The 24,523-nt window shown below is 38.1% G+C and carries 25 protein-coding genes, 2 tRNA genes and 5 pseudogenes; 11 read left to right on the top strand and 21 right to left on the bottom strand.

All coding sequences use genetic code 11. From position 1 onward, the window contains the following. Positions 1-117: 117 nt before the first annotated feature. The 3 genes from spoIIP to O0550_RS09005 form a co-directional block, all read right to left on the bottom strand. The gene (gene spoIIP / locus O0550_RS09015) at positions 118-1,899 is read right to left on the bottom strand and encodes a stage II sporulation protein P (protein ID WP_258426078.1); all 1,782 of its coding nucleotides are present in this window, start codon (positions 1,897-1,899) and stop codon (positions 118-120) included. A 235-nt stretch (positions 1,900-2,134) separates the two neighbouring features. Next, positions 2,135-3,112 (bottom strand): DUF4367 domain-containing protein, encoded by a 978-nt coding sequence (locus O0550_RS09010; RefSeq protein WP_258426077.1) that lies wholly within the window; start codon positions 3,110-3,112, stop codon positions 2,135-2,137. Further along, positions 3,090-3,662 (bottom strand): RNA polymerase sigma factor, encoded by a 573-nt coding sequence (locus tag O0550_RS09005; protein WP_258426076.1) that lies wholly within the window; start codon positions 3,660-3,662, stop codon positions 3,090-3,092. The genes O0550_RS09010 and O0550_RS09005 overlap by 23 nt, the downstream gene beginning before the upstream one ends. 281 nt (positions 3,663-3,943) lie before the next feature. Between O0550_RS09005 and O0550_RS09000 the strand changes: the two genes are divergently transcribed. After that, on the top strand, positions 3,944-4,855 hold the full coding sequence (locus O0550_RS09000) for a PIG-L family deacetylase (RefSeq protein WP_258426075.1): 912 nt from the start codon (positions 3,944-3,946) through the stop codon (positions 4,853-4,855). 297 nt (positions 4,856-5,152) lie between these two features. Here the strand turns inward: O0550_RS09000 and O0550_RS08995 are convergent, their stop codons facing one another. Both O0550_RS08995 and O0550_RS08990 read right to left on the bottom strand, forming a co-directional pair. Next, positions 5,153-5,578, bottom strand: a complete 426-nt coding sequence (locus O0550_RS08995; protein ID WP_258426074.1) for an ASCH domain-containing protein — start codon at positions 5,576-5,578, stop codon at positions 5,153-5,155. Positions 5,579-6,245: 667 nt separating this feature from the next. Then, complete coding sequence (locus tag O0550_RS08990) at positions 6,246-6,779, bottom strand: dihydrofolate reductase family protein (RefSeq protein ID WP_258426073.1); 534 nt, start codon at positions 6,777-6,779, stop codon at positions 6,246-6,248. 103 nt (positions 6,780-6,882) lie between these two features. Between O0550_RS08990 and O0550_RS08985 the strand changes: the two are divergent. Then, positions 6,883-7,271: pseudogene (locus O0550_RS08985) on the top strand (helix-turn-helix transcriptional regulator). 310 nt (positions 7,272-7,581) lie between these two features. Here the strand turns inward: O0550_RS08985 and O0550_RS08980 are convergent. Then, positions 7,582-7,875 (bottom strand): hypothetical protein, encoded by a 294-nt coding sequence (locus tag O0550_RS08980; RefSeq protein WP_258426072.1) that lies wholly within the window; start codon positions 7,873-7,875, stop codon positions 7,582-7,584. Between the two features lie 154 nt (positions 7,876-8,029). Between O0550_RS08980 and O0550_RS08975 the strand changes: the two genes are divergently transcribed. Together O0550_RS08975 and O0550_RS08970 are read left to right on the top strand one after the other, a co-directional pair. Continuing rightward, positions 8,030-8,326 (top strand): helix-turn-helix domain-containing protein, encoded by a 297-nt coding sequence (locus O0550_RS08975; protein ID WP_003339952.1) that lies wholly within the window; start codon positions 8,030-8,032, stop codon positions 8,324-8,326. Continuing rightward, complete coding sequence (locus tag O0550_RS08970; RefSeq protein WP_309304375.1) at positions 8,296-9,189, top strand: IS3 family transposase; 894 nt, start codon at positions 8,296-8,298, stop codon at positions 9,187-9,189. Before O0550_RS08975 ends, O0550_RS08970 begins: the two co-directional genes overlap by 31 nt. Before the next feature lie 1,613 nt (positions 9,190-10,802). Here the strand turns inward: O0550_RS08970 and O0550_RS08965 are convergent. Then, positions 10,803-11,024 (bottom strand): DUF7667 family protein, encoded by a 222-nt coding sequence (locus O0550_RS08965; RefSeq protein ID WP_003339956.1) that lies wholly within the window; start codon positions 11,022-11,024, stop codon positions 10,803-10,805. A gap of 42 nt (positions 11,025-11,066) precedes the next feature. Next, positions 11,067-11,321 (bottom strand): helix-turn-helix transcriptional regulator, encoded by a 255-nt coding sequence (locus O0550_RS08960; RefSeq protein WP_035318190.1) that lies wholly within the window; start codon positions 11,319-11,321, stop codon positions 11,067-11,069. A gap of 169 nt (positions 11,322-11,490) precedes the next feature. On the opposite strand from O0550_RS08960, the gene O0550_RS08955 reads away from it, so the two are divergent. The 5 genes from O0550_RS08955 to O0550_RS08935 all read left to right on the top strand — a co-directional run bounded on the left by O0550_RS08955 (position 11,491) and on the right by O0550_RS08935 (position 14,305). Then, positions 11,491-12,219, top strand: a complete 729-nt coding sequence (locus O0550_RS08955; protein ID WP_003339960.1) for a geobacillin-26 family protein — start codon at positions 11,491-11,493, stop codon at positions 12,217-12,219. 111 nt (positions 12,220-12,330) lie between these two features. Continuing rightward, complete coding sequence (locus tag O0550_RS08950; RefSeq protein ID WP_003339961.1) at positions 12,331-12,591, top strand: hypothetical protein; 261 nt, start codon at positions 12,331-12,333, stop codon at positions 12,589-12,591. Positions 12,592-12,652: 61 nt separating this feature from the next. Next, positions 12,653-12,838 carry a hypothetical protein gene (locus tag O0550_RS08945; protein ID WP_081476689.1) on the top strand — a complete coding sequence of 62 codons (186 nt, stop codon included), beginning with the start codon at positions 12,653-12,655 and terminating at the stop codon, positions 12,836-12,838. Positions 12,839-13,186: 348 nt separating this feature from the next. Then, positions 13,187-13,855, top strand: a complete 669-nt coding sequence (locus tag O0550_RS08940; protein ID WP_258426070.1) for a lipoprotein BA_5634 family protein — start codon at positions 13,187-13,189, stop codon at positions 13,853-13,855. Between the two features lie 78 nt (positions 13,856-13,933). Next, positions 13,934-14,305, top strand: a complete 372-nt coding sequence (locus O0550_RS08935) for a hypothetical protein (RefSeq protein ID WP_258426069.1) — start codon at positions 13,934-13,936, stop codon at positions 14,303-14,305. A 92-nt stretch (positions 14,306-14,397) separates the two neighbouring features. Here the strand turns inward: O0550_RS08935 and O0550_RS08930 are convergent. The 11 genes and pseudogenes from O0550_RS08930 to O0550_RS08880 form a co-directional block, all read right to left on the bottom strand. Continuing rightward, positions 14,398-15,171 (bottom strand): annotated as a pseudogene (locus tag O0550_RS08930) (glycoside hydrolase family 25 protein). Then, the gene (locus O0550_RS08925) at positions 15,171-15,323 is read right to left on the bottom strand and encodes a hypothetical protein (protein ID WP_258426068.1); all 153 of its coding nucleotides are present in this window, start codon (positions 15,321-15,323) and stop codon (positions 15,171-15,173) included. The pseudogene O0550_RS08930 and the gene O0550_RS08925 overlap by 1 nt, the downstream one beginning before the upstream one ends. A gap of 108 nt (positions 15,324-15,431) precedes the next feature. Beyond that, positions 15,432-15,755, bottom strand: coding sequence for a phage portal protein (locus O0550_RS08920; protein ID WP_258426067.1), 324 nt, complete (start codon positions 15,753-15,755; stop codon positions 15,432-15,434). Positions 15,756-15,760: 5 nt separating this feature from the next. Next, positions 15,761-15,949 (bottom strand): hypothetical protein, encoded by a 189-nt coding sequence (locus O0550_RS08915; protein ID WP_041751946.1) that lies wholly within the window; start codon positions 15,947-15,949, stop codon positions 15,761-15,763. A 72-nt stretch (positions 15,950-16,021) separates the two neighbouring features. Further along, positions 16,022-16,480, bottom strand: coding sequence for an SAM-dependent methyltransferase (locus tag O0550_RS08910; RefSeq protein WP_181749667.1), 459 nt, complete (start codon positions 16,478-16,480; stop codon positions 16,022-16,024). 124 nt (positions 16,481-16,604) lie between these two features. Further along, positions 16,605-18,236, bottom strand: a pseudogene (locus O0550_RS08905) (terminase large subunit). After that, a pseudogene (locus O0550_RS08900) lies at positions 18,233-18,761 on the bottom strand (phage terminase small subunit P27 family). Before O0550_RS08900 ends, O0550_RS08905 begins: the two co-directional pseudogenes overlap by 4 nt. A gap of 93 nt (positions 18,762-18,854) precedes the next feature. Continuing rightward, positions 18,855-19,331 (bottom strand): GNAT family N-acetyltransferase, encoded by a 477-nt coding sequence (locus O0550_RS08895; RefSeq protein WP_096888397.1) that lies wholly within the window; start codon positions 19,329-19,331, stop codon positions 18,855-18,857. Between the two features lie 358 nt (positions 19,332-19,689). Further along, the gene (locus O0550_RS08890; protein ID WP_258426066.1) at positions 19,690-20,208 is read right to left on the bottom strand and encodes a DUF3231 family protein; all 519 of its coding nucleotides are present in this window, start codon (positions 20,206-20,208) and stop codon (positions 19,690-19,692) included. Between the two features lie 175 nt (positions 20,209-20,383). Further along, complete coding sequence (locus O0550_RS08885; protein ID WP_258426065.1) at positions 20,384-20,743, bottom strand: HNH endonuclease signature motif containing protein; 360 nt, start codon at positions 20,741-20,743, stop codon at positions 20,384-20,386. Positions 20,744-21,219: 476 nt separating this feature from the next. Continuing rightward, a complete protein-coding gene (locus tag O0550_RS08880; RefSeq protein ID WP_003339983.1) occupies positions 21,220-21,549 on the bottom strand; it encodes a hypothetical protein in 330 nt (109 codons plus the stop codon). Positions 21,550-22,466: 917 nt separating this feature from the next. On the opposite strand from O0550_RS08880, the gene O0550_RS08875 reads away from it, so the two are divergent. Continuing rightward, on the top strand, positions 22,467-22,724 hold the full coding sequence (locus tag O0550_RS08875) for a helix-turn-helix domain-containing protein (RefSeq protein WP_003339988.1): 258 nt from the start codon (positions 22,467-22,469) through the stop codon (positions 22,722-22,724). Position 22,725: 1 nt separating this feature from the next. Then, positions 22,726-23,849 (top strand): annotated as a pseudogene (locus O0550_RS24855) (site-specific integrase). A 141-nt stretch (positions 23,850-23,990) separates the two neighbouring features. On the opposite strand, the gene O0550_RS08865 reads toward O0550_RS24855, so the two are convergent. Together O0550_RS08865 and O0550_RS08860 are read right to left on the bottom strand one after the other, a co-directional pair. Then, positions 23,991-24,066: transfer RNA gene (locus O0550_RS08865), tRNA-Val, on the bottom strand. A gap of 28 nt (positions 24,067-24,094) precedes the next feature. Continuing rightward, positions 24,095-24,171, bottom strand: a tRNA-Ile gene (locus O0550_RS08860). Positions 24,172-24,523: the final 352 nt, after the last annotated feature.

Raw genomic sequence — 24,523 nt, 5'->3', positions numbered from 1 at the left:
GACAATGAATAACTTTTCACAGGATACAGTCCCTTACTTCCTGTATATCATACCGCTGATCGGAACATATCTCATAAAACAGGCTTCTTTACCCATTGCCCTGTAAGCATTATTCTTTTACTTTACTGCCATTTGCGATTCAAACATATAATTCACAAGCACATTGGCAAATGCTTCTGCCGTATTGTAGCATTCCTCCAATGTATTGTTAGTGCCGCCAAATTCAAGCAACAGGCTTCCCTCAGAGATTGACTGATTATACACGCCATTCCCTTGGTTCTTACCTTTCAGGATAATCCCCCGGGATAAGCCGGGATACGCGGCTTCCAAACGGGCATGCAGATTTTCCGCGAGCTTCTTGTTCTGCAAATAGTTCGGGTGAGCTGTACCAACGACAAACAACATTCGTGAATACGACTTGTCATGTAAGGTCAAGGCTACCTTACTGCGAGGCTCGTTACTGTCCCGATGGATATCAAAAATATATTGTAGGTTTGGATTCATTGCTGCCGCTGCGCTTACTGCTTTGTATGATTCCGCATAGGAAAGCGAATAGCTTTTCTTTTGCTCCACTAGCCTTTTGGCAAAGTCGTCCTGATTCACCATCGCCTGAATACCTTGTGCTTGCAACAGCTCACCTAGCCGTTTTCCGACCAATGTAATATTGATTTCGGGATCATCTACTGAGCTACCGCTTGTGTTTCTGGCGACATTTCGCCACGACTCACGGTTATGCGTGTGATAGATATAGACTTTTTCATTCCCGACCATGCCAGTGTTATACTCTATTCCAGAGGTATTAGGTACATTTACTGGCTGATTGGTGCCTGGCTGGACGAGATCTACTATCCAGCTAGCAATATAGGCGGTCGAGTTGTCTGCCAATCGAATGACATACCAGTCTCCTTCGTTCTGGACAACCGGGTAGATTTGCCCTGGCTGAACATTTCCGACAACCGCGTAATTGGTTCCAGGCCCAGATCGCAGATTAGTATCGGAATTTCGTACACGTATCATTGCTTCAGCAGCTTGTCCTGTACTAGAAGTAGGCGCCCCCGGTATATCAGTTAGCTGTTGTACCTGAAACGGTATATCACTAGGCTGTACCTGAACCGCATTCTCCTGGGAAGCTGGTTTAAAAATAAATCCGTCTGTGCCGTTGAAGCTGATCTTGTACCAATCATTTTCATATCCATAATGGGTAATTGTTGTATTGACAGGTAACCGACCAATGACTGTGCTTAAAACATTTGGCTCAGCATAAACCTCATAGCTTTCCGATAACACAATTGTCCCTGCCACTCGTCCAACCTCTGCAACGGAAGGCTGTAAAGGAACAACCGGTTCAGAAGGTGCTAAGGATGAGGCTGGTGCTGAAACAGCTATCGGATTAGGGACTAGATCAGGAATCGTTGTGGCCGTTGGTGCAGCCGTTTCCGTCAAGAAACGTGTATTTACCCAGCCGCTAACCTGATTAGACAGCTTGATCTGAGTCCAATCCCCTTGTTTTTTCATTTGTAAAAATACACCGTTTTGATCGATGATCTGCAATATTTGGGCAGTCGCATTCGGCTCAGCCCGAACATTCAGCATATCTACATTACTTTTTACATATTTCACCTGCGGAATCTCAATCTTTTTCACATATTTATTTAGTACCCAGCCTGGTTTTCCATTGGCGAGCTTCACCTGTATCCAATCATTCTTCTGCGTAAGGATCGGTAGCCGTGCAGCTCTGTTGATGGTTCCGACTATCTGGTTAGTTGTACCTGGAGCACTGCGAATATTTAGTTTATCAACAGTTACCTCCACATGAGTGGCCGCCTGAGCATGCAATTGAGGCATTAGTAAAAGCAGGAAACAAACAGCTATCAAGATGGTATGTACACGTAAAAACAAGAACCTCGTTCCTCTCTATTTGATTCATTATGACTGGTAAATTCAGCCTATGGAATAGAAGTTCTCGTTCCATCTACATATTCCTTCATCCTACGACATTTTTTGCTGACAAAATGTAAAGAAAAAAGACGAAACGACAAGTTTCGCCCTTTCTTCTACTTTTCTAATGTTGCAAACCCTGCATGATAAGTAAGTCCCTCTGAGGAAAGCTAGATAATGATGAACTTTGCTCTTATTACTTCGCCTGATTCACCTGTTTTGCCATTTTGAACAACTCTTCTTTCGTAACTAGATTCATCTTAGCTCTAAGAGAGTATTCCACCTTTGTTCCATTTTTTACCCAATGTAAGCTGTGATTGCTGTCCCCATTTTTCGAGGAAAAGACGGAGTAAACCGCTTCATTATCCTCCACCTTTCCTTTTTCCAAAGTATTGGCAAAAGTTCCGACTTTAGATTTCCCTTCCTTTCTAATATCTACTTGTACATATACACTCCCTTTTTCTCCTTTATACTCCGCCTCTGCATTACGAAGCTTATCTGTTATTGGGATTTCTTGAGCGATATATTCTTTTTTCGTTTTCTCTTGTTCTGCTTTCATCCATGCTTGATCATATTTATCGCTCGGATCATAGACTGCTTCCCCCTTTGTGAAAAGAAAACCATTACCTAGCTCGGAGGGTAGCTTGAACAGATTCCCTACTTTTTGTTCCATGTTCTCCCATGTTGTAAAGGTGAATGGTTTGGACTTCACGTCAATAAAAGGACGTGGGTTCAACTCGTTTTGCTTTTGAAGTTCTGTAATAGGCCAATAGATGGCAACAGCCGATCCAGGTTTCATTTTCGTGAGAATCTCGTTGCCAGTGTCAAGCTGTCTATATAACTCTTTAGATCTATTGTGGAGTTTTTCCTTAACCTCTGGCTGCAAATTTTTCATCATTTGTTCTTGCTGATATTCACTTCGTTTTGTGACTTGGGACACTACTTCACCCTTCTCGTTTTTCAGCTCAATCGTCTGGATGCCCGCCCACACAGATGATGCTCCTACCAGCAATCCTACAGTCAATAATAAGCCTAATTTCTTTTTCACTTTCTTTTCCTCCTGTCTTTGATCTGCATATATCGCCTTCATTAGCTTCTTTTTAACATCAATTTTGGGGACTGGCTGCGATGTAAGCAGTTCCTGTATTTGCTCATATGGATCTCTGTCCTTCATCGAGCATCCCTCCTTTTTTGACAAAGTAATGCTTGCATTTCTTCAACGCCCGCTCAAATTGCTTGCGTAAGGTTGCAGGATTCTTGTTCATCAATTCCGCAATCTCCTTATAATCCTTTTCCTCCAACACCCTCAGAATCAGAAGGGTTCGCTCTTCCGTAGATAGCCTTCTCCAGATGCTAGATAATGGTTCGCCAAGGTAATGATGATCGATCTCTTCCTCCACATAGTTGCGGCCTTCCTGATCCCTGTTGTAGAAAAAAGGTAGCAAGCGATTTAGCTTCCTGCGCCTCAATTGCTTCGCACAATAGTTATAGGCGATTTTGTACAGCCATGCAGAAAAGGACAAGGAGTATGTATACCGATCCAAATTCTTATATGCCCTGAACAAAACATCCTGTACAGCATCTTCTGCTTCCTGTTTGTGACCAAGCATATGATAGCAGAAGGTAAAAATGGGCTGTTGAAAATGATCAATGATGATTTCGAATTTATCAAGAGAACCGGTTTTGATCTCTACGATCAGATTCTCTAGCTCTACTTTGTCCACTTGTTTGCCTCCTCTCACTATGTATAAACCCTGAGGCCGTCGATTTGTGACACTACAATAAAAAAAAATACCATAGACTGAAAATCTCAATAGACCTACACTCAAAAAATTTAGACCTGTGCGTATCAATCGGTATAGATAGGTGTTTCTTCCGTACTGAGTTGGGAGCATTAGATATAAATACTTGTTGTCCTATAAAATAAGTAATGATATTATGTAAAGTAAAATAATGGTAAAAATTACATCTATTTACCAATCGTTAGTGGGAGGGGAATTGCTATATGCGGAATTCAAAAAGATTTGTTAAGTCAAAGCTCGTTTTAAAAGTTTTCTTTTTGTTCGCTCTTATCTGTACGGTATTACCACATCAGGCTTCCTTTGCAGCCTCTGATTACAAATCGATATCCTTTTATTTACAAGCTCATCCTGATGACTGGCAGTTATTCCGCGGTGATTATGCTTATAACGATTTGCATGCCTCACAAACCAAAGTAGTATTTATTTATACTACAGCAGGTGACGCTGGTTCTGTAAAAGGTTGGTGGGAAACCCGTGAACGCGGGGCAGTCGCATCTATTAGAAAAGCACTTAAGCCAACTCCATTAACAATAGATATCGCCCAATTTAACGATCATCCTATCGTCCGCTATACATCCGGCAATTCCGTAAGCTACTTTTTACGATTACCAGATGGAATGGATGGGTCTGGGTCTAAAGAATATAATAACGAATCGTTAAGTAAGCTACGAGACAGCAATAAATCAATAACAGCAGTGGATAAATCAACCACGTACACTAGCTGGTCAGACTTTACCTCTACGTTAAAGGAAATCATGGACTTTGAATCAAATGCAGTCGGAGCCAAGTATCCTTGGGTAAATGTGGCGGATAACGATAGTAAGTATAATCCTGGGGATCATATGGATCATAAAGCTACTTCAGATGCAGTAAGCACTTTTGCAAAAGGGAACTATAATCGAGCCTTATATGTTACGTATGATGTGAAAAATAAGAAGGCAAACATAGGCGGAGCGGCTCTAACGAATAAGAAAAATCTTTTCTATGCTTATGCAAATGAGGTTTACAGTCAAACGGTGGCAAACGGTGATCCTGTCGATCAACAGTTGTTTGAGGATGAATGGTACTGGTGGGGAAATAAGAGTTATTCCAGAAATATTAAGTATGATCAGTAGTCAGATAGAAAGCTCTCTTACATGTAAAGAGAGCTTTCTTGTTTTCATCTATTATGATAAGAAGTAAAACTCCATTTTCCCCTCATGTAAGCGGTTGGATTTTTCACTTAAAATGTGCCGTCTTTATCCCCCTATTTGATTCAGCAAAACAGATTTTGTTACACTCCAGCTTCAAAATTGGTTCTTTCGAAATAAAAAACGAAAAAACCACCTACTACACCTCTCTTGATGACTTTTCAAAAACTAGAACTTAACATCTTACTGCCGCTAAAGAGTATGTATTAGAAGGAAGCTTTTTTATTCATTCCAATTCCACAATCCTTGTCTTCCTCTCACTGAGATTCGTTCTATTTGCTTTACATTCGTTAATTTCCAAGCGAATCGCCCTAGTTCATACCATCCAAAAGCGTATTCATTTCCCTCTATACGGCGCTTTGAATCTCCAGCTAAAGCATAAAAGCCGGTATGTTCTTTCACTTGCAAGCACTCTGTAAGCAGACATGTCCCAACAATTGCTCCAGTCGGTAGGTCATCCGCGGTTAATCCATATTTGGCTAAAACAGATCGAAATGGCTCCTGCTTACATACGTCCTTATCCACCTTCTTGCCAGCATGGATTGCTAATTCTCCCCGATAATTCGTGCGCCAGCCCCGGGTCTCGAATTCCTTTTCTCCTAGGGCAATAAGCGTGGCCCATGGTTGATGTATCGTAATTGCCTTCACTCTTCCTACCTCCTCAAAAAACGATCAATCTCAAATCTCACGTTCACCAATCATGTCTCTCTTTGCCCGTCTCTCACAACCCATTGCACGACGGACAAAATTCTAATCCCTCTTGTATCATTATTACACACTGTTTGTCTATTTCTTGGCAAAAAATTTCATGACCCACTTGCTCATTCCATTTTCATTCTTATCTGAAAGCCCAGGCATGGACAATAACAATATCTTCGCTGACTCATCCTTCTTGTAAAAGGGGTAACCTCCGATTTACATATCCCGAAATGAATTTGGAAATTGCTTCAGTAGGGAACTTTTTATTTTATTACTTTCCGGATCGGAGAAATCCCTGCTCCTTTTAAAGCTACAATAGCTACCTTTGTTGTAGATTCTCTGGATGAATTTGCAGCCGATTTTAAAGAAAACGGTTTTCCATTTATTCGAAAGCCTAAACAGGTACCTACAGGAAAAAGCATGACTGTCCAGCATCCTGATGGAGCTATTGTTTAATACGTTGAACATAGTTGTTACCCCTGTCATTCGGAAGATTCAATAAAACAAGAAAGCCCCAAGCCTTTAAGAAGTTAAGAAAAAGCCCTCCGACGACCATCAACTAGCCAAAAGAGGGCCTTGCTGGTATTTCATTTTCTTCCCAGATGCATCGTTTATTTTAGCTTTTTTTGTGTTTCACCTTATAATGGAGCTGGACAAATTGCCCATAGCGTTTTGTTCCCTGTAAGAGTAAATCTATTTGTGGATTTTTTTCTGTAAATAAAGGAATACCAGAGCCCAAAATATGAGGTGTAACTGTAATCATGTACTCGTCAATTAGATTTTCTTTCATAAAAGTATCAAGAATTGCAGCTCCACCGATCATCCATATGTTAGCCCCTTCCTGTTCCTTTAGCTTTTTAGTGAAATCAACCACATTTTCGTTTACAAATTCGACATACTCATTTGAACCTTGTTCTGAAGTTGAAAACACATAACACTTTTTATCCGAATATGGGAACACTTCCGTTATTTTTCGTACATACTCATAGGTGTTTTTCCCCATAATCGTTGTATCAATCGATTGATACATTTCCAAATAACCATTGTCACCTTCTCCCTCTGTTTCGAATAACCATTGTAAATCATCATCTTCCTTAGCAATAAACCCATCTAAGCTTGCTGCAATAAACAAAATAATGTCTCTTGGCATCGTTAGTCCCCTTTTTTCAAAATGTCCTTACCCTTAAAACACGTTTTATACTAACCTTAAAACATGACAATTTCTGACACGTAAAACAAGAAGGGTGAGATATATGTCAAAAGCCAAGCGTTTATTAGATATCCTTATGTTTGTAACTACGAAAAGAAAATTTACAGCACAAGAATTAGCTGACGAATTTAACATATCAGTCCGAACCATTCATAGGTATTTGTTAGATTTAAGTGATATGGGGCTATCAATCTATGCAGAGAAGGAGTACGTCAATGTAAAAGTGCCCCTGAGCTAGAAGGCTATGTAACAACACAGGAAGACGGAACTGGATATATTGATTCATTGATAGAGGAAAGTGAAATCTCTTATATTGCTCCGTTATTTTATAGATTGGGGGGCCATGCACAAATAAAAGAACCAAGGGATTTAATAGACAAATTGCGATTGCAGGCACGGGAAATTTTGCGTATTTATGCGGGTGAAGAATAGAGCTTAGATAGAGAATATTTCAATTTGCTAGGAGAATAACCATTTTCTCTCCCAAGGATAGGTGTCTAGCCTCGAAACAAAGAAAAAGCCCTCAAAAAGGGACTTTCCTCATTATTTGAATCACTTTTTGAGGTGCCTATCAGAGCCAAAAGATCAGATTCTCAATAGGTAAAATATCCAAGAAGATTGATTGGAAAACCTGCGTTATTTATATACTTTACAGTGTATGTTCCAGGTTGCAGACAAAATTGTTTTGAGGTGGTTCCCATTGAATATATCCCATCAAAAAAATAGATCTGTCCATTGTCCCCTAATATATTAACAGAGGTGTTAAAAGAGCCACTTCTTTGAGGATCGGATGGAGTTTGATTAACATTGAGCGTCCCACAAAAGTAAAACCAACTGTCGCCCTTATCGGTGCATCTTTCCAATAGCTATTAGCTTCTAAGCCATTATGCCAAAAATTAAACAAATAATTTTCGAATGGCTGCACTTTTTGTTGTTGACCAGCCTCAACTGATTTACTAGGCGCTGCTTGTGCAGAAGGAACTAATGCGAATACCATCATTGCGGCTATCAAGCCTTTGAACACTCTTTTTTTCATTTTCATGCCCTTCTATATTTTACAATTAAATACATTTATAGAATATAATACATCAAATTAGGTAACAATATATTTTTTCAAAAAATGACTGAATGAAGCGATTGCAAATTATCATTTATAAGTGTGTTTCTACTACATACAAATGGAATTTTTAATGGCGGTTAAAGGACAAAAATTTAAAAGTTATCCAGAATCATTGAAAATGGAAGCTATTCGTTTACACATTGAGGAAAAGTGGACGTATAAACAAATTGTAGAGCATTTGGAAATTCAGGACAAAGATCGCATAAAAAAGTGGATGAGAAAGTACAGACAACAGGGTGAGTTTGGACTTCTAGATCGACGCGGACGTCGTGAGGCCTATATTGATCAGGATAGATATGTCCAAAAACTGAAGCGCGAGAATGAAATCCTAAAAAAGTGTTTGGAAATCTGGATGCGGGAGGTGTAAGGAAGAAGTATCGGATTGTGGAGAGTTTGTCTACAATATATCCAATTACTCAGGTTTGTAAGGTGTTAGGAGTTTCGAGAAGTGGCTATTACAAGTACCTCTCTACTAGAAACTTGTTTAGGGATAAATCGATGAAAAAACGGATCAGAACGATCTATGAACAAAGAAAAGGAATATATGGATATCGCCGAATTCAGGCCGAACTGTTACGCCAATTTGGTTGTAGGGTTAATCATAAGAAAGTATTACGCATCATGCAAAATCTGGGACTCAAATCCATCATTCGCCGTAAACGTTCCTATATGACTGCCCATCAAGCAAAAGTATCGGATGGACGTATTACAGATAATTTACTCAAACGTGATTTTACCGCTCAAGAGCCTAATCAAAAATGGGTAACTGACGTTACCCAATATCGCATCGGTGAAGAACGTATCTACCTTTCTGCAATCAAAGATTTATGTACGCATGAGATTATCGCTTATCATATCAGTACTCGAAATGACAATGAGCTTGTTCTAGAGACTTTTAGGAAAGCATTCGAAATGCAAAAAGACGTGACTGGTTTGATCGTTCACAGCGACCAAGGTTCCCAGTACACGTCCCATGCATACCACGACATGCTGCCTACGGTTGGTGCCCAAATCAGCATGTCCCGACAGGGCAATTGCCTAGACAATGCCTCGATAGAAAGCTCCTTTTCTCATTTGAAAACCGAAGCCCTATATCCCTATGATATACGAGATCTTCAAGATGCTCAAAGGAGAATTGAAAATTACATTTATTTTTACAACGAAGAACGTCTTCAACTGAAGTTAAATAAACTGACGCCTAGTGAACTTAGGCGTCAGTTAGCGGCCTAACGGCCGGGGGTTTTCTTACTGTCTACTAAACGGGGGCTTGACCACTATGTGGAGGGGGTGTTTCCTGTTTTTTAAGGTGATTAGTAAATTGTTGAAATAAAAATAACCCTCTAGGACTTCCTAGAGGGATTCTGTGCTTATAAATAAGTAAAGGTTCATCCCACCGATGTTGAAACGTATGCCTTCGGATCGGGATATAAACTACAAAATATATCAGTCCTCAAAAATGCATAATTCGATTTTAGAGGACAAAAAAAGTTTCGTCCCCAATCCGTCCCCAAGTTAGCATTTAAAAGCCTGTACTAGTAAATTTAAAAACCCTGTTACATCAAAAAAAGCCTTGATAATCAAGGCTTTTAACGTTTCTGTTATGGTGATCCGGACTGGGTTCGAACCAGCGACCCCCACCCTGTCAATTTGGTCAAACGCCTTTACGCTAGTTAATTTAAGTGCATTAACCTTACTTTAGTGCGGTTTATGTGTAATTAAGATGATTTAAATTTACCTGATTTACTTAAGTGCGTTGTCAATTTGGTTGTCAATGCTGTCAAATAGATCAAACAGGAGTGAACAAGATATTTCAAAAGAAACTATCAAAATTCCCAATGCTCTGTCACCAGGTCACACATCCTCTTTATTTCATTTGGATATATTGTATCATAGGTGGAATAGTGGAAATAAAAATGACCACACTCAGTTAAGAATTCGGCCTATGCAAAAGGTTAGAAAAAACATAATAACGATGTGGGCAAGGATTTGCTCCTTGCATGATATAGGGTAGGCGTGGACTGAACGCCTCGTTTTATTGCTTTGGGTAGATGTACCGCCTTGCGTACTGCTTTCCATCTCTATTCGGCCAACGCATACTACTTACCAAGCCCGGAATAGCACCTCTATACCTGATTATCATCTACCTATTCCGACACCATATCATATATGTGATATGCAATCCACCAAAATAAAAAGCCGCTGAATAATCAGCTGCTTTTTATGTATTTCCAGTATTTACGCCTGGAATATTTGAAACGTCGAAGAAGCTCTTTTTACTATAATAGCTGAACGAATGCTTTGCATGTAGGATATGGGATATCTTTGCTGAGAACCCATTCCGCCTGCATTCTTTCGTTCAACTTATATAGAACAACTCAGGTCTTCATAGTTTTCACAGGTAGTATCTATTTTCAGCAATCATATGGGTTGTGGCATTCTTGGTCACCACTAACACTACCATAACCATTAGTCGGATCTTTTGGGTAGTACGGATAACCAGCTGCCTGAGTGTTAGTTGGGAAAAAGGATAATCCAACTACCGCCAAAGACAAAAAAGAAATTGCTATCATTTTTTTCATAGTTAACCTACTTTCTCTATTTATTCACAATTATCATAACTGTATGACTATTATAACTATATGACTTTTATGGGTCAACTATAAATGAATATATGAGCAAATTTATATAAATAAATCATGAGTTTAATTATTACTTTACACATAAGATGAATGAAGCGCAACTACGCTATTTTATTGCGATTAACAATGATTATTTTTAGCTTTTTTGCTTGTCATTTACTTCATTGCGTTGTCAGTCCCTTTCTATAGGGGTGACCAAGAAAGTCACCCCTCTATCTTCTCTATCCTTGAACATAACTCATGCTGCCAATCCGCGTCGTTCGTCATACTGGCGATAAAAGATAAGTTTTTGAGTTTTGCAATCTCCCAAGCTCTTTGAGCGTTTGCACTCAGGCAATGGCTCATTTCTGTCATTTCCGAGTCAGTAAGCTCCCTTGTCTTATTGATAAACCAAAGCTCTGCCATACGTTGGTGGACGATCCACATCTGCACCAGCTCCTTAATCTTGATGGTACAGTGTATGCACAGTTAACTTTGATTTTGCATGTCCAACTGTGATTTTTTTCTATCCCAAATTTGTTCAACTGTCCATCGCTTTTGTAATCCCTGTTCAGCAGCTCGTGCATTCAATACATCTACTATATCGTAAGCCAACGCTAGATTAGGCACTGACTTATTCCTTGCAAGGCTTGTGATAGTATTTCGACTTACTTCAAGTGTGTCAGCCAACTCCTGCTGTGACATGTCCAACATGACCAGGATAGCTTTCAGATAGCAGATCATAAAAATCACCCCATTGCTCACTTCACTACAGAGCTTGTCGAATCCTTTGACGAGTATATGGAGGTTTTGACTATAAATACTTATTTTGTAATTAATTTGTAAATATATGTAATAATGTAATATAATAGAATCAGTAGCTACAATTTCAAATATTTAGGAGGTTTTCCTTTTGAAAAAAATTTTGATCCCAACCGTGTTATGTACTGCAATGCTGTTCTCTCAGAATATGTCACATGCATCTGAAACCAATAACGTTAAGCAAATACAACAAACCCAATCAGTTGAAACAATCGTCATAGACGGTAAAAAAATTACTTCTGAGATTTTAGAAGATAGTGAAAAGGTTCGTAAAGTCAAAGTAACATCTGGAGACGAAACTACAATTGCAACATATAATAAAGTCAACAATGAGATAACATTAGAAGAAGAAGGAAATAAAGCTGTTAAAATACAACCTTTAAAGCATTTTAAGTCCAGTAAAAATGAATATAAATTAGACGTAGCAGCTAAAGATAAGGTTATTGCAGAAGCTGAAGACGATTGGTGGGGGTACGGTTATAAAATCACCAGATTCGAAAAAACCTTTAAGTGGAAAGTATATACTCCTGATAGAAGTTCCATATTAAAGGAAAAATCCTCTAATAAATCCGAGTTAGTCGACTTTAGAAATGCTGTGGATACAATGGAATCTTATCAAAAAGAAGCATACGCTGTACTTGGTGCTACGACAGCCGCTGTGATAGCCGAGATTGTAGCAGCTCCCGCAACCCTCGGATCTACTGCAGTTATCGCAATCGTCACTGGTCTTGGCGGTTCAGCAACAGCAGGGTACAAAGTGTGGCAAGCTTATAAAGCTAGGCAGGATTGTGACTATAGATTCGAGTCCATAACAAATTAAAAGGAAAAAATTCCGATTTTTCACATATATAATTAAGGACTGGAGTCTATTTCCAGGTTATAGTAAAGTGAATCGTAAATGATTCACTTTTATTTTTTAAGGAGGTATGGAATGGATAGTATTTTTATCATTATTTGGACGACTACACTTTTTATAGTGACTTTGATTTTGTTTAAAAATCTGTACGTTTCAATAAAAATAACCAATATAAGATTAAAAGAAATTTCCCAAAAATTATCTATTGAAAATCAACTAGATTTAGAAGTTCGATCGTTGATTGAGCGTGGGGAAAAGGCTGGGGCAATAAAGCTAGTCCAAGATAAACTTAAATTAACAACTCAGGAAGCAAAGCATTATATTGAGCTACTATAAAAACATTAAGCCTTGCAATTATGATATGCTCCCCTTGTGGTAGACAGTTGAAATAATATAACTGTTTCCTTACAAGGAGGAGCATTTTGCTAGGACAAGCTTAAAAAGACAGCTAGTGCATCGAACTGGGTTGAAGATGCCAAAAGGCTGGGGATGGCTGAGGAACCCTAAGAAGTATGCTTATAATAAAGTTTACAACAGGACTACGTTTGATATATTTAAGGTAATTGGTAAGTTGTTTAAATAACTAATGCTTTGGTTGCAAAATTTCACCAAAATAAGCAAAATGGTTGCAGAGATGATTGTCAAGAAAAAGAATGAAAACCCTCCTGATTAAGGAGGGTTTTATCGTTATTCATTCTGCGGTTCCTGTCCACTAGCAACCCTTACCCGATCAGCCAGTTCCCCAAGGGATTGACCAAAGGTATCTTACAAATATGTCATGTAAATGTAAGGTTATCCAATATGAACTATCGTGTAAATTAATTAAACTCTGTATCATGCAGAACATAAAAAATTTAGATGAAGTCCGAGAGAGAAATTTACAGTGATTATTTAAAATATCAAATTAAATTACTGATTCAAAGGAGAAAAAATGAGGAAAATAATAAATATATGTGTAATTGCTGCTGTTTTATTTGGTGTTTATTTAACCTTTATATATAAAGAACCAAGAAACGGAATCCTAATGTTTGGTGATAAACAGGCATTACAGGATATTAAAAATGAACACAATAGTGAAATCAAGTCAGTAGATTTATATAAAGTCAAAACAACAAAAAGTGATAAGAATTCAGTATTCATTATGGATCAAAAAACAGCTGAAGATGTGATAAAAAAAGGAATATTACGAAAGGAAAGTAAGCAAGGTTTTGCGGCCTCTGATCCAATTCAATCTTTACCTAAAATAACAAATGGCGAGGCAGTGTTATTTACAGATAAAAAGAATGAAAATCTAAAAAAAATAGCGTTTGATGGGAAAGAAATACCTGTAAGATACGATAGTAATACTTGGTTTGGTCATGATCGTTTTTCGGAGTATGATGAGTTCATCTTAATTGTAGACAATTCTACATTTAATCAAATTCCTTCCAAAGAAACATATATGGGGATTTTTACACTCAATAAAGTGTATGGGAAAAATAATGGAGTCGTAGACACAAATGATGCAAAACAAGTACAAACAGAGAAAGAATTTATGAAACTTACTGAGAGTCGGATGGATAACGTTCATTTTATAAAAGGATTATCCATTTTAGAATAATTGGTAAAACAAAAAGCATGCAAAATGTTTCAAGGGGTTAAAAATATCACTAGATAAAAAAGATTTATGGAGGTTCATATGGCTGGTATTATAGGACATACAATGGTTACTACAACTGCCGCATTGGTATACAGAAAACAATTAAACATTACAACTTTATTTTGCGGGATGGCGCTACCGGATATTCTAACTCACGTGTTTTATTACGTACCATTTATTCCAGGTTTAAATCCAAGCGTTCTGGATGAAACTTATTTGGGTGGTTTGGCTTGTGCCATATTCTTAACTGCATTGGTTATGGGTTGTCTTAAAATAGTGCCTAAATTAATGTTTTTATTTACTTATAAACAAAGTATTTCATTCAAAGTAATTTTTCTTTCCGCTTTAGTAGGTACTGAATTACATGTTCTCATGGATTTAATCGCTATAAACGGATGGATATATATATGATAAGTTAGACAACAAATAAAAAGCCCTCAAACGGAGATTTTTGTCCGTCAGAGGGCTTTTGCATTATCTTTGTCTTGCACATACGTTAGGTGTTATTTATTTTGAGGTATTTGCCCACTAGCAAGCCTTACCCGATCAGCCAGTTCTCCAAGGTATTTAGCCTGTTCTTTCAATCCCATTGCGTCACTAACTTTCCATTGTGTTTTCAATACTAAAATGATTTCATCTGCAAGCCTTCTATCCATAGTTGTTTCCTCCTTCATAATTGCATCCCAAAAGTCTTTTTCCATGCAGTTCATATCTACGTTGCCTTTAATACCAGCTACTTTCCCACAATCAGAATACTGAAAGACCGCCCAGCGGCCCCATGTAGGATTTAACATAGGTTGGTTTGTATTGTAATGGGCTACCCATAATGGATAGCAAGCGAGAGCTTTATCAAGGTTACGTTTAGCAAAATAAGCTCCTGTATAGATCATAGGCGGTTGTCCTGTATGGCCCTTAATATGGGTAAGAAACGCGAGGCAAAACTCTGTAATCTGTGCAGGTGTTAATCCCTTCTCCGTCTCAATATCAAGCACTAGCAGCATATCATATGGTAGTCCTTTGACCGTTTGAACAAAATGTTCCGCTTGTGCCTAGGCAGATAAATCAGGGTGGGCAAAGTGATAATACCCCACCTTGATTCCGGCTCTATTGGCTTCCTGGGCATTTTCTTTTAGCTTCCTATCTACTAGGCTAATCCCTTCTGTTGCCTTAATAAAAGCGTACTTCACACCGTCAGACGCAACCTGACTCCAATTAATTTCCCCTTGCCATTTAGACACGTCTATACCCTTGATATTGGTTGTATTCTTTGCTTGCATTACTTACCATCTCCTTTATCTTTTAAGACCTCTACAGCTCGTTTAAGGGGAAATGCCTTTAATCCGGTCTTACTAATAGCCTTCAAGTGAAGTACATCAAACCACGGGATTTTACGTTGCTCCCCATTTGGTAAAGTCGTTGTATACCACACTTCACCTGTGTTCGGATCGGTGGTTACTTCCGTCACAGATGGATTTAAGGGCCATAATGCCTCCGGTCTGCCATTCCATCCCCAATCAATAAGAGCGTAGGCATTTCCCTATAGCATTACATGTACTTGTAGCAACTCTTTAAACGTGTAGGCGTTCATATACGGATTAGGCCGAATGCCTAGCAGACTCGTGACAGAATGGTTTCGATCTCGTTCAATTCTGTTTCCCTTGCGAGTGAAAATCTGGATCGGTAGCTTGCCGATATCACCACCTAAGATACTCGCGCATGTGTAGACATTACTGTTTAGTAGAGCTGTGTCACCTGTTACGCGTTCCCCACTGTACGTCGTTGATCCACCAAGTAGATTAATGAGCCAGTCTTTCGGGTTCTGTAAGTCTGATTCATTTTGAAATAAGCTCCTGAATATCATTGGTTTCACCTCCTGCGTTCAGGCACTTTGGAGAGTTTCTTGCTGATTAAAAAGCCTAAAAGACATAAAAAAACACCGGATACATAAAGTCCGGCGATACCATTTAGTAAGTAGGTGGCTGTCGTAATACAAGCACATCCAGAGAGAATGAGAATATCCTCGATAAATAATAGCAGGAACCGTAAGTACTTCACTTTCTCCCTCCTTTAAATTGCATAATAAAAAATCACCGCATATATAACGATGATTTTTTCATTATCTTATTATCACAACCAATAGTTTTTCATTAAATCACTAAACCATTGAGGCTGCCTTACCTCTTCTCTAGGAAGATATTCCTTTAAAACAGGTTTAATATCAAGTATTGGAGTACCTTTAACAGCATCTAAACCTTGTACATATAAAACTCTATTCTCCCTTTTTAATAGTTTTACAGTTGTTAACCCTAATTTATTGGGTCTATATTTACTTCGTTGAGCAAGAATCCCTACTTTAGGATAATTAGGATTATTTCTTGGAATCTTAGAACCATATTCAATTTCATCGTCTCGGACTTGATCAAAATAAAAAATAATTTCTATATGTGAGTACTCGTCAATACCATCCAAGCTACTATCTTTCATATGATCAGCTAATGTAATAGTAGAAATCTCTTCCCCCCAAAAATCATGAGACAAATCTTCTCTTTTATTCTCAACAAAACCAATTGGTTTAACTTGAAACATTGAAATCTCATCTCCTTTTGACCTATAAATTAAATTCAATATATTTGTATATTATTTTACAATCAATCTTTAAAAATAGTTTTCAAAAGGATTGGCTAAATTAAGAAAAAACTTACTAAAGATTTTAGAAACTGAAATTACCCGATAAGATATGGGCGTTTAAATCCGCTTTATAGTCTCTACACATTACCCTTACATGTGCATTTATCGCTGACGCTATCGGGTCAATCCGATCCGTAGATTTAGACTTGTCCAGCATAATATTTTCCTGGGCGTCCATCTTGGTTACTGTGTTTCCAATTGACCATTCTAGAACAGGGTTCTTGTCGTGTAGAACCTTCTTTTCCAAAACCATTTCTCTAAAATTCTTTGTTGGTTCTGATAGAGTACGTACCCCTTGCCTAATTTCAATCATGGTATAGCCTTCTGCCTCCATATCAGCAGCGAATTGAGTTGCATTGTATGGATCGTAACAAATTTCTTTGATTTTCCATTCCTTTTCGCGCTCCATGCGCTGAATATACGCCTTAATAAACGTGTAATCCACAACAGCCCCAGGAGTAGCCGTTACCCACCCTTGCTGGATATATAGATCGTAGGGGAATCTATCTGTTTTTCGTTTTACTGCTAACGTATCCTCAGGTATAAAGGAATGATTTAAGATAGCAATGTGGTCATTTTTTAAATCAAATTCAGCAAGATTAGGGAGTTCATCAACGCCACATTTTGCTCAGGCTGCCAAAGACATATACCCGTTTTCTTTTTGATCTACCCACCGATTCATATTTTTGGTTAAGTAGTTTCTCATCTTCTCCGGTACGTCTAAAGCTGCTTTAAGCTCGCCACGTAAATAAGCCATACCCTCTTCATATGAACATAGGATCGGGTTGGCTTTTATCCAGACAGATTCATCTTTGATATCATCGTCCTTGTCAAGCTCGTTGACCATTACGAAATATTCCTCATTTTCTATGGATGAATGAGGATCAAGGATATTCGAAATATACTTGTATTCCACACTATAGCAAGGGTGGTGCAGGTTGAATCCTGCTGTTGTAATAATCATCATTAACGGTTGACTACGTGCGCCCATACCCGACACAAGCACGTCATAAATTTCGGAAGTAGGGTGGGCGTGATACTCGTCAATGATGCCAGCTTGTACGTTAAAACCGTCACCCGTTTTTCCTGCATCCTTTGATAGAGCAGCGATAAAAGATTCACTTTTGAGATGCTGTATTTTTCCGTAGGCTACTTTGAACTTACCTTTTAGATCGGGGCAACCATCAATTTGTGTTCGTGATTCATTCCATACAATTTTACTTTGCTCGGCTTTGGTAGCTCCGATGTAGACCTCTGACATGTTTTCACCGAAAGCAGAGGATTCATAGCTTGCCACAGCTCCCAAAGATTGTGATTTAGCATTTTTCCTTCCTACCTGCCAATACGCTTTGCGAAAACGCCGTAGACCTGTATCCTTATGCACCCATCCATAAATGTTCCCAAAGACAAATATCTGGATTTCATGAGGGGTTATTCGTTTACCAGCAAGTTTCCCTTTTGTGTGCCGAAATAAAGACATCCAATATAAAAAACGATGTGCTTTTTCCTCATCAAAAATATAAGGAAAATGTTCCGTACCCTCATTCTTGATATCATCCAGGAAACGGCTGCACGCCCATTTATGTTTATCACAAGCAACTATCTCACCAGCTACGACATCAAGGCTATAGTCAATTAGATATTGTTTGATCATAAATCACCAAACGTCTTTTCGACCTCGCTAGGCTCCTGCTTCTCCTGTTTCGGTATTACAAGTTTGCATCGAGAAGCAATAGTAAGGCCCAGGTCACTTGCTGCTGATCTACATTGTTTAAATAATTTATCCTGGTTAATCAATAAATCTGAATAAGCTGCGTTTGCTTCCTCCCATTCGTTCATGTCAATTACAGCCCCGTCACCATCATGAATTGCTTGTTTGCGCTGCACTGTCAATTCCGTTTCTAGTAAAGCATCTGTGACTTTTATATACATCTTTCGGGCATATAAAAAGCGAGCCAGTGCATCTACATCAAGATTAGTCATGATGCCGATTTGCAGCAGCTCGCTTGCAATCTTTTTAAATTCTTTTTTCAGGTCTTTCGGTAGGTAGTTAGGGGGCTTAACTTTGTCATTTGCCGCCTTTATTTCTTGGGCTTTACGGCTGTTCTATTTCAGCCTTTGTTAGGTTTTTCTTTCCCTTGTAGAGCAGCAAGTCAACTGGTTGCCTTGGTCTAGACATTCCCTCCCCCCCTTTATGTCTTGAAAATAATGTATTAGACTGTGCAAACAAAGTGCTAGACTGGCATTTATTTATGGAAGCTACCGATCTCCGTTAGTTCAATCTAAGCTCCATTTTTCTACTCTTCGTTGTCATTCCGATTGATTCATAAAATAAAATTGCAGAAGCATTATTCTCCGATACCCCTAATTCAATACTATTAACCTTCAGACTTCCCCCGAAATCAATAACATATTGCATAAGTCTCTTTCCAACGCCCTTATTTCTGTACGTTTCGGAAACACACAAACTATTTACAAATAATATTTTTCTCGCATTCACAAATGAATTTTCAGTTATGTCTTCTTCCTTCATCACAACTACTCCGATTATCTCTAAGCCTATGGTAGCCACAAAAATATGCTGTTTGACATCAATTAGCTGGCTTTCGAAGAATTCTTTCCCGACTGGAGTTGGGTTTTCTTTATACAAATCTGGTCTTTCAAAAACGTGTAGATCATGAACCTGCCTGAACAAGAGCAACAAAGATTCGTAGTCATCTTGATGAGCGTCTCGGATAGATATATCCATATTTCTCCCTCCCCAATCAGTTAACGTATTTTACCACGCTTACTCTTTAACCAAAATAGTTTTACTGAGCATTTCTGCCCGTTAGTTCAATAATTTACAATGAGTCTGACACTTTATTTTCTGTGTACACCTTTCATTTCTGAAATTCCATTTAGGGAATTTTTTTATGGAAGACTGACACGCGGTCTAAAGACGGCACTGTGCAGGTTTTTGATACCCCCCTCCTTCTTCAAATACTTTCATACAACTTTAAAAGCTCATCTTACCTCGTTTCTGTGGCTCTGTGAACGTCTGTGATAATCACCCTACTTTTAAATAAAAAAGTCCCCTGAGAGAAAGGAGACTAAACGAAAACAATCTATACGTGTGCAGGTTCAGGTATTTCTACGTGAAGGGGTGGAGGAATTAACCATCCTTTTTCTTTGTTTATACGTAGTAATCTTACCCCATATTGTGCTTTTGTAATATGGAATTGTCCAAACATCACGCCAATGTCTTCTCTAATCGACTGGCCCATAACTTGACTACATGAAACTAGTCCAGTCGCTATATCCTTAGTTACAGACGCAGCAATTTCAGGATCAGTAAACCTAGCACCACCAGGAATACTTTCTAATGATGCTGATGGTCTTTCTGGTGGAGAAGGGGGTAGAACAATACCATTAACTTTTAACAAATTTTCGACTTGTTCAATTTCTTGCTTCATGGTTTGGATAGTATCTTCAAGAAATTTTTTAAGATCAGTATCGCCAGTATGGTTAATGAATAGTTGGTAACCAGCTAATAAGCCCTTTGTAACAGATAGATAACTCCAAACTCCAAACACTTCACCGTAGTGCATTGGTTCATTTTGTGGATTACCACTTAAAATTCCCATGATTGCCCTCCCTAGTTGAAAAATATCCATTGAGTGACCTTAACGATTGGTCACATCCTTATAGTTCCTAAAAACAATAACCCTATTCATCATGATAAAAGGAATATGGTCATTTTAACCTAGTGGAATATTTTTTGTTTTTACTGGACATCTTTTGTCTATGGTAATTGATACATCATCCCCAAGTTCCTCTATCTTCTCTAGCAGTCTTCCGGTTATGACACTGCTCACATAATGGCTGCCAGTTGTTCCGATCCCAAAACAGCGTCTTATCTCCCTTATGTGCAACAATATGGTCTACTACTGTAGCACCATTGAGTAATCCTTTATCAAAACAATGTTTGCAGAGTGGATGCTTTCTTAAAAATCCTATTCTTGCTTTTCTCCACTTGGCATCGTAGCCACGTTGCGTAGATGATCCACGTTCCCTATCATACTGCTGGACTTGTTTCTTTTGATGCAAAGGGCAATATGCTTCTCTTGTTAGTGTTGGGCATCTGGAATGCAGACAGGTCATTAATGGTTTGCTAGGCATTGTTTCACCTTCCTTGTTTAGTAAAGAAAATATTTGTCAAAATGACCTATATATATTTATTTCTTTTCTTTTCTTTTGTGTACTTATTGCATACATCATGCAGCAAAAACTAGAGTTACTGTTACAGAAATAAAGGTTATTGCTTACAGAAACTCAACTGGTTAAAATACCCATTTCGGCAGAATTAGTTATTGTAAACAAAAACCCCTATTAATGTTGCAGAAACTACAGTTCAAATAGAGTTATTGCGACATGATGTAAACAATATGTACACTGCTTTTTTCAACTTTTTTTCCTGTATGATAAGCATAAAAAAACACCAATTAAGGTGCTTTTTTAATGTAAAAAGTAAAAGTAATTTAATCATTTAAAATAAACATCCCGTTCCACAATTATTTGAAGTGGGACGGGATATCTTTAGGTTAATTTTTATTCTTATAGAGTCATCATCTTAGGTAGTCAGCAGAAATTTTAAGTTATTTTACCCAAACATCATGTACTCTTTCAAGTTTTCCATTTTTATATTCACTTAGGTATCCACGCGTAGCACTCTTTGTGGCAAACAAATACCATGTTCCGTTAACTTTCTTAACCTTTAAACCATCACCTTCAACCGTATAATGAGTTGCTGGTGAAGTATACAATGGTTCCTTCCCGCCACCAGTTACACTAACATTTGGTTGAATCTTTAATACTTGAGAATTTGTTTCTTTTGCAGTATTAACCTCAGTAGCTGCAAAAGTAGGAACAGCTAAAGCACCAGTAAGAACCGCGAAAGTAGATAAAGATGCTAACAGTTTCTTCACAACAAATCACCCCAAATTTTATTTGGTAATATTTACCATGAATTCATATTACCATCCTTTTATTTATAAGTAAACTGACTTTTGGTAATTATTTCAATTTTCTAATCCTCTTTCTGTATTAAGAAATTAAAATAGCCATCCGTAGGTGATTAACCTTTAAATCTCATGATATAAATTTACACCATCTAAAACCTAATACCACACGATTAAAACTTATTTTTTTCATATTATTTCCTGTTATATTTTATTGGTTTTTCCTTCTGTGAACTTCTATAACCTATGTTACTTTGGTTCCTCATCCCTCCTTCCTAATTCTCTTTCCTTATTATAGATAGTGTTTCTGCAATCACTTGTTTAAAAATAGCTATTGACTGCCACGCTCCAATTTGAGTCACTGGGAACGGCTTTGTCAGGAACAGCAGACAGAAAACACCTACCTGCACCCGTAAATAAAAAAATTTACAAGTGCAAGAGTGGGTGTCACCGGTTTACGGTAGTCGAGGTTTCGCTACGCCTTGTTTAAACACTAATCTTTCGATTACAGCCGACTTTCTACACGTATTAAACAGCCCCTACATGCTGGTTTCTATCGGCAGCCACTACAACCTTAGCTGTACTGTTTACCACCGCGCCTTTTATGGTTGCGCTCACCTTTGACCGTCAGAATGTATAAACAAGGAAGTACATATGTACTGACGCGCTGCATTTTTTGACGTTGGCTACAGCTTAACCTGTTCGAGTTTAAAGCGTGTTAGGTCATTCCGCCTAAAGATATTTAACTATTGAAGTTAATCTACAGTAGATAATATATAACTCCTGGAGTTAAACGTCAAGATTTATTCAGGTCAGAAGTGTAACGACTGAGGTTAATCGTGTATAATTAAATAAGAACCAATTAATCTAACTGAGGTGAGGAAATGGGTGGAATTAAGTTCACTTTAGAAAAAACACTGGAACGCTTGAATATCACCAGAAATAGGCTTGCTGTAGAAGCCAAAATAAGGCCTAATACTATCTCTGATTTAGCCAGTGGCAAAACAAAGAGAATAGAATTTGCAACGTTAATCAGTATTTTGGATGAATTAAACAGAGTAGCAAAAGAACGTGGCGAACGTGAGGTTACAATCGAGGATATTATTGCTTACGATTCAGATATCAGTGAGGAGGATAAGTAAGATGCCAGTATATAAAGACCTTAACGCAAAAAAGAATCCTTGGTATTTTACTATCAACTATAAGGAGAATGGGAAATATAAAAAAATGCTCCGACGGGGATTTAAGACAAAAAAAGAAGCAGAGTCAGCTATGGTGGAAGCACAAAATGCCTTGAATAAAGGAACATACATTGAACCATCTAAAATGACCTATATAGATTTCATGCATAACTGGTTGGAGGATAAAAAGACAACCGTAAAAGCACGCACGTTGGAATTTTACTCATTTCTAGTTGAACGTCACATTTTACCTACAATCGGTGGGTTGGAATTATCCAGAATAACTCCGCGTGATATTAATCTTTGTATAACAGTCTAAAAGAGGCAGGGAACCTATCAGATGAAAATATTCGGAAGGTGCATACGATCATAAACGACTCGTTGGATAAAGCTTTTCGTTGGGAAATGATCGCTAAAAATCCCGCTTTCTTGGTTGATTCACCAAAGGTATCAAGAAAAGAAATTGTGGTTTGGGATGAAAATGAGATACAACAGTTTTTAGCTACCGCAAAAGAATCTCGTTACTATGTTGCTTTTCTAATTGCTCTAACAACTGGAATGAGACAAGGGGAAATTCTAGGACTACGCTGGAAGGACATTGATGAGGATAACCGTACTTTTTCAATCGTTCAAACCCTTTCGCATGATGGTAAGGAATTCAACGTAGGCGCAAAATCTGATTCAGGAAATCGACGTATCTCCATTGATGAACAGACTTTAAACCAAATCTTGAAATTAAAACATAGATACAAGGTTGAAATGCTAGAAAACCGTCCACTTTATAAAGATCACGATTTAGTTATTTGTACGTCTGTTGGCACACCCCTATCACCACGTAATTTAAATCGTTCGTTTGATAGTATTATCAAAAAAGGGAACGTCAGAAAAATTCGGTTTCACGATATGCGACACACTCACGCCAGTCTTCTACTAAAGCAAGGCGTTAACCCCAAAATCGTATCGGAACGTCTGGGACATGCCAATGTACGAATTACTCTAGACACATACAGCCATCTTTTGCCTAATCTTCAAAAAGAAACAGTAGATGAATTTGGAAAGATTTTTTATAAACCACAAGCAAATTAATAATCGTATCAATTGGTATCAAAAAACGATTCGTATCAAATTCGTATCAAAAATGGTTTTCGTATCAATTTTATACATACCCAATTAAACGCAAAATAACAAAAACCCCTTGATTACCAAGGGGTTTAACCGTCTTATATATGGTGATCCGGACTGGGTTCGAACCAGCGACCCCCACCCTGTCAAGATGGTGCTCTCCCAGCTGAGCTACCGGATCAAATTTTTCTGGGAATGAAATATGTATTTGGTGGGCCCTGTAGGACTCGAACCTACGACCAATCGGTTATGAGCCGACCGCTCTGACCAACTGAGCTAAGGGCCCTTATGCTTAAAAGGTTATGTATAACATATATAAGCATTGCTTGTTGACAAAAATAAGTATAACTCATTTTCATTTAAGATTCAATAGTTAAATAAAACTTTTTCTGCTTTTTTTTGTGAATTTTCCCCAATAGCTTATTTTCTATCGGAATATTTACGCACATCAATTTTCTTTACTAAGCTAAGCTTTTTCCCACCAAGATCCGCCAATTCTACCAGCACTTTGGGTTTTGCTGGTTCTGCTGGTTCTGCTGGTTCTGCTGGTTCTGTTCATTCTTACATTATACTCTAGGTCTATTTTTGGTAATAAAAGGTATCCCCACATGAATAGTGCCTACCTAACAGGACTTTCC

The sequence above is a fragment of the Brevibacillus halotolerans genome, assembly GCF_026891775.1.
GTDB lineage: Bacteria > Bacillota > Bacilli > Brevibacillales > Brevibacillaceae > Brevibacillus_B > Brevibacillus_B halotolerans.
Note: the sequence above shows the minus strand (reverse complement) of the source record. Positions and strands in the feature narration are given on the sequence as shown.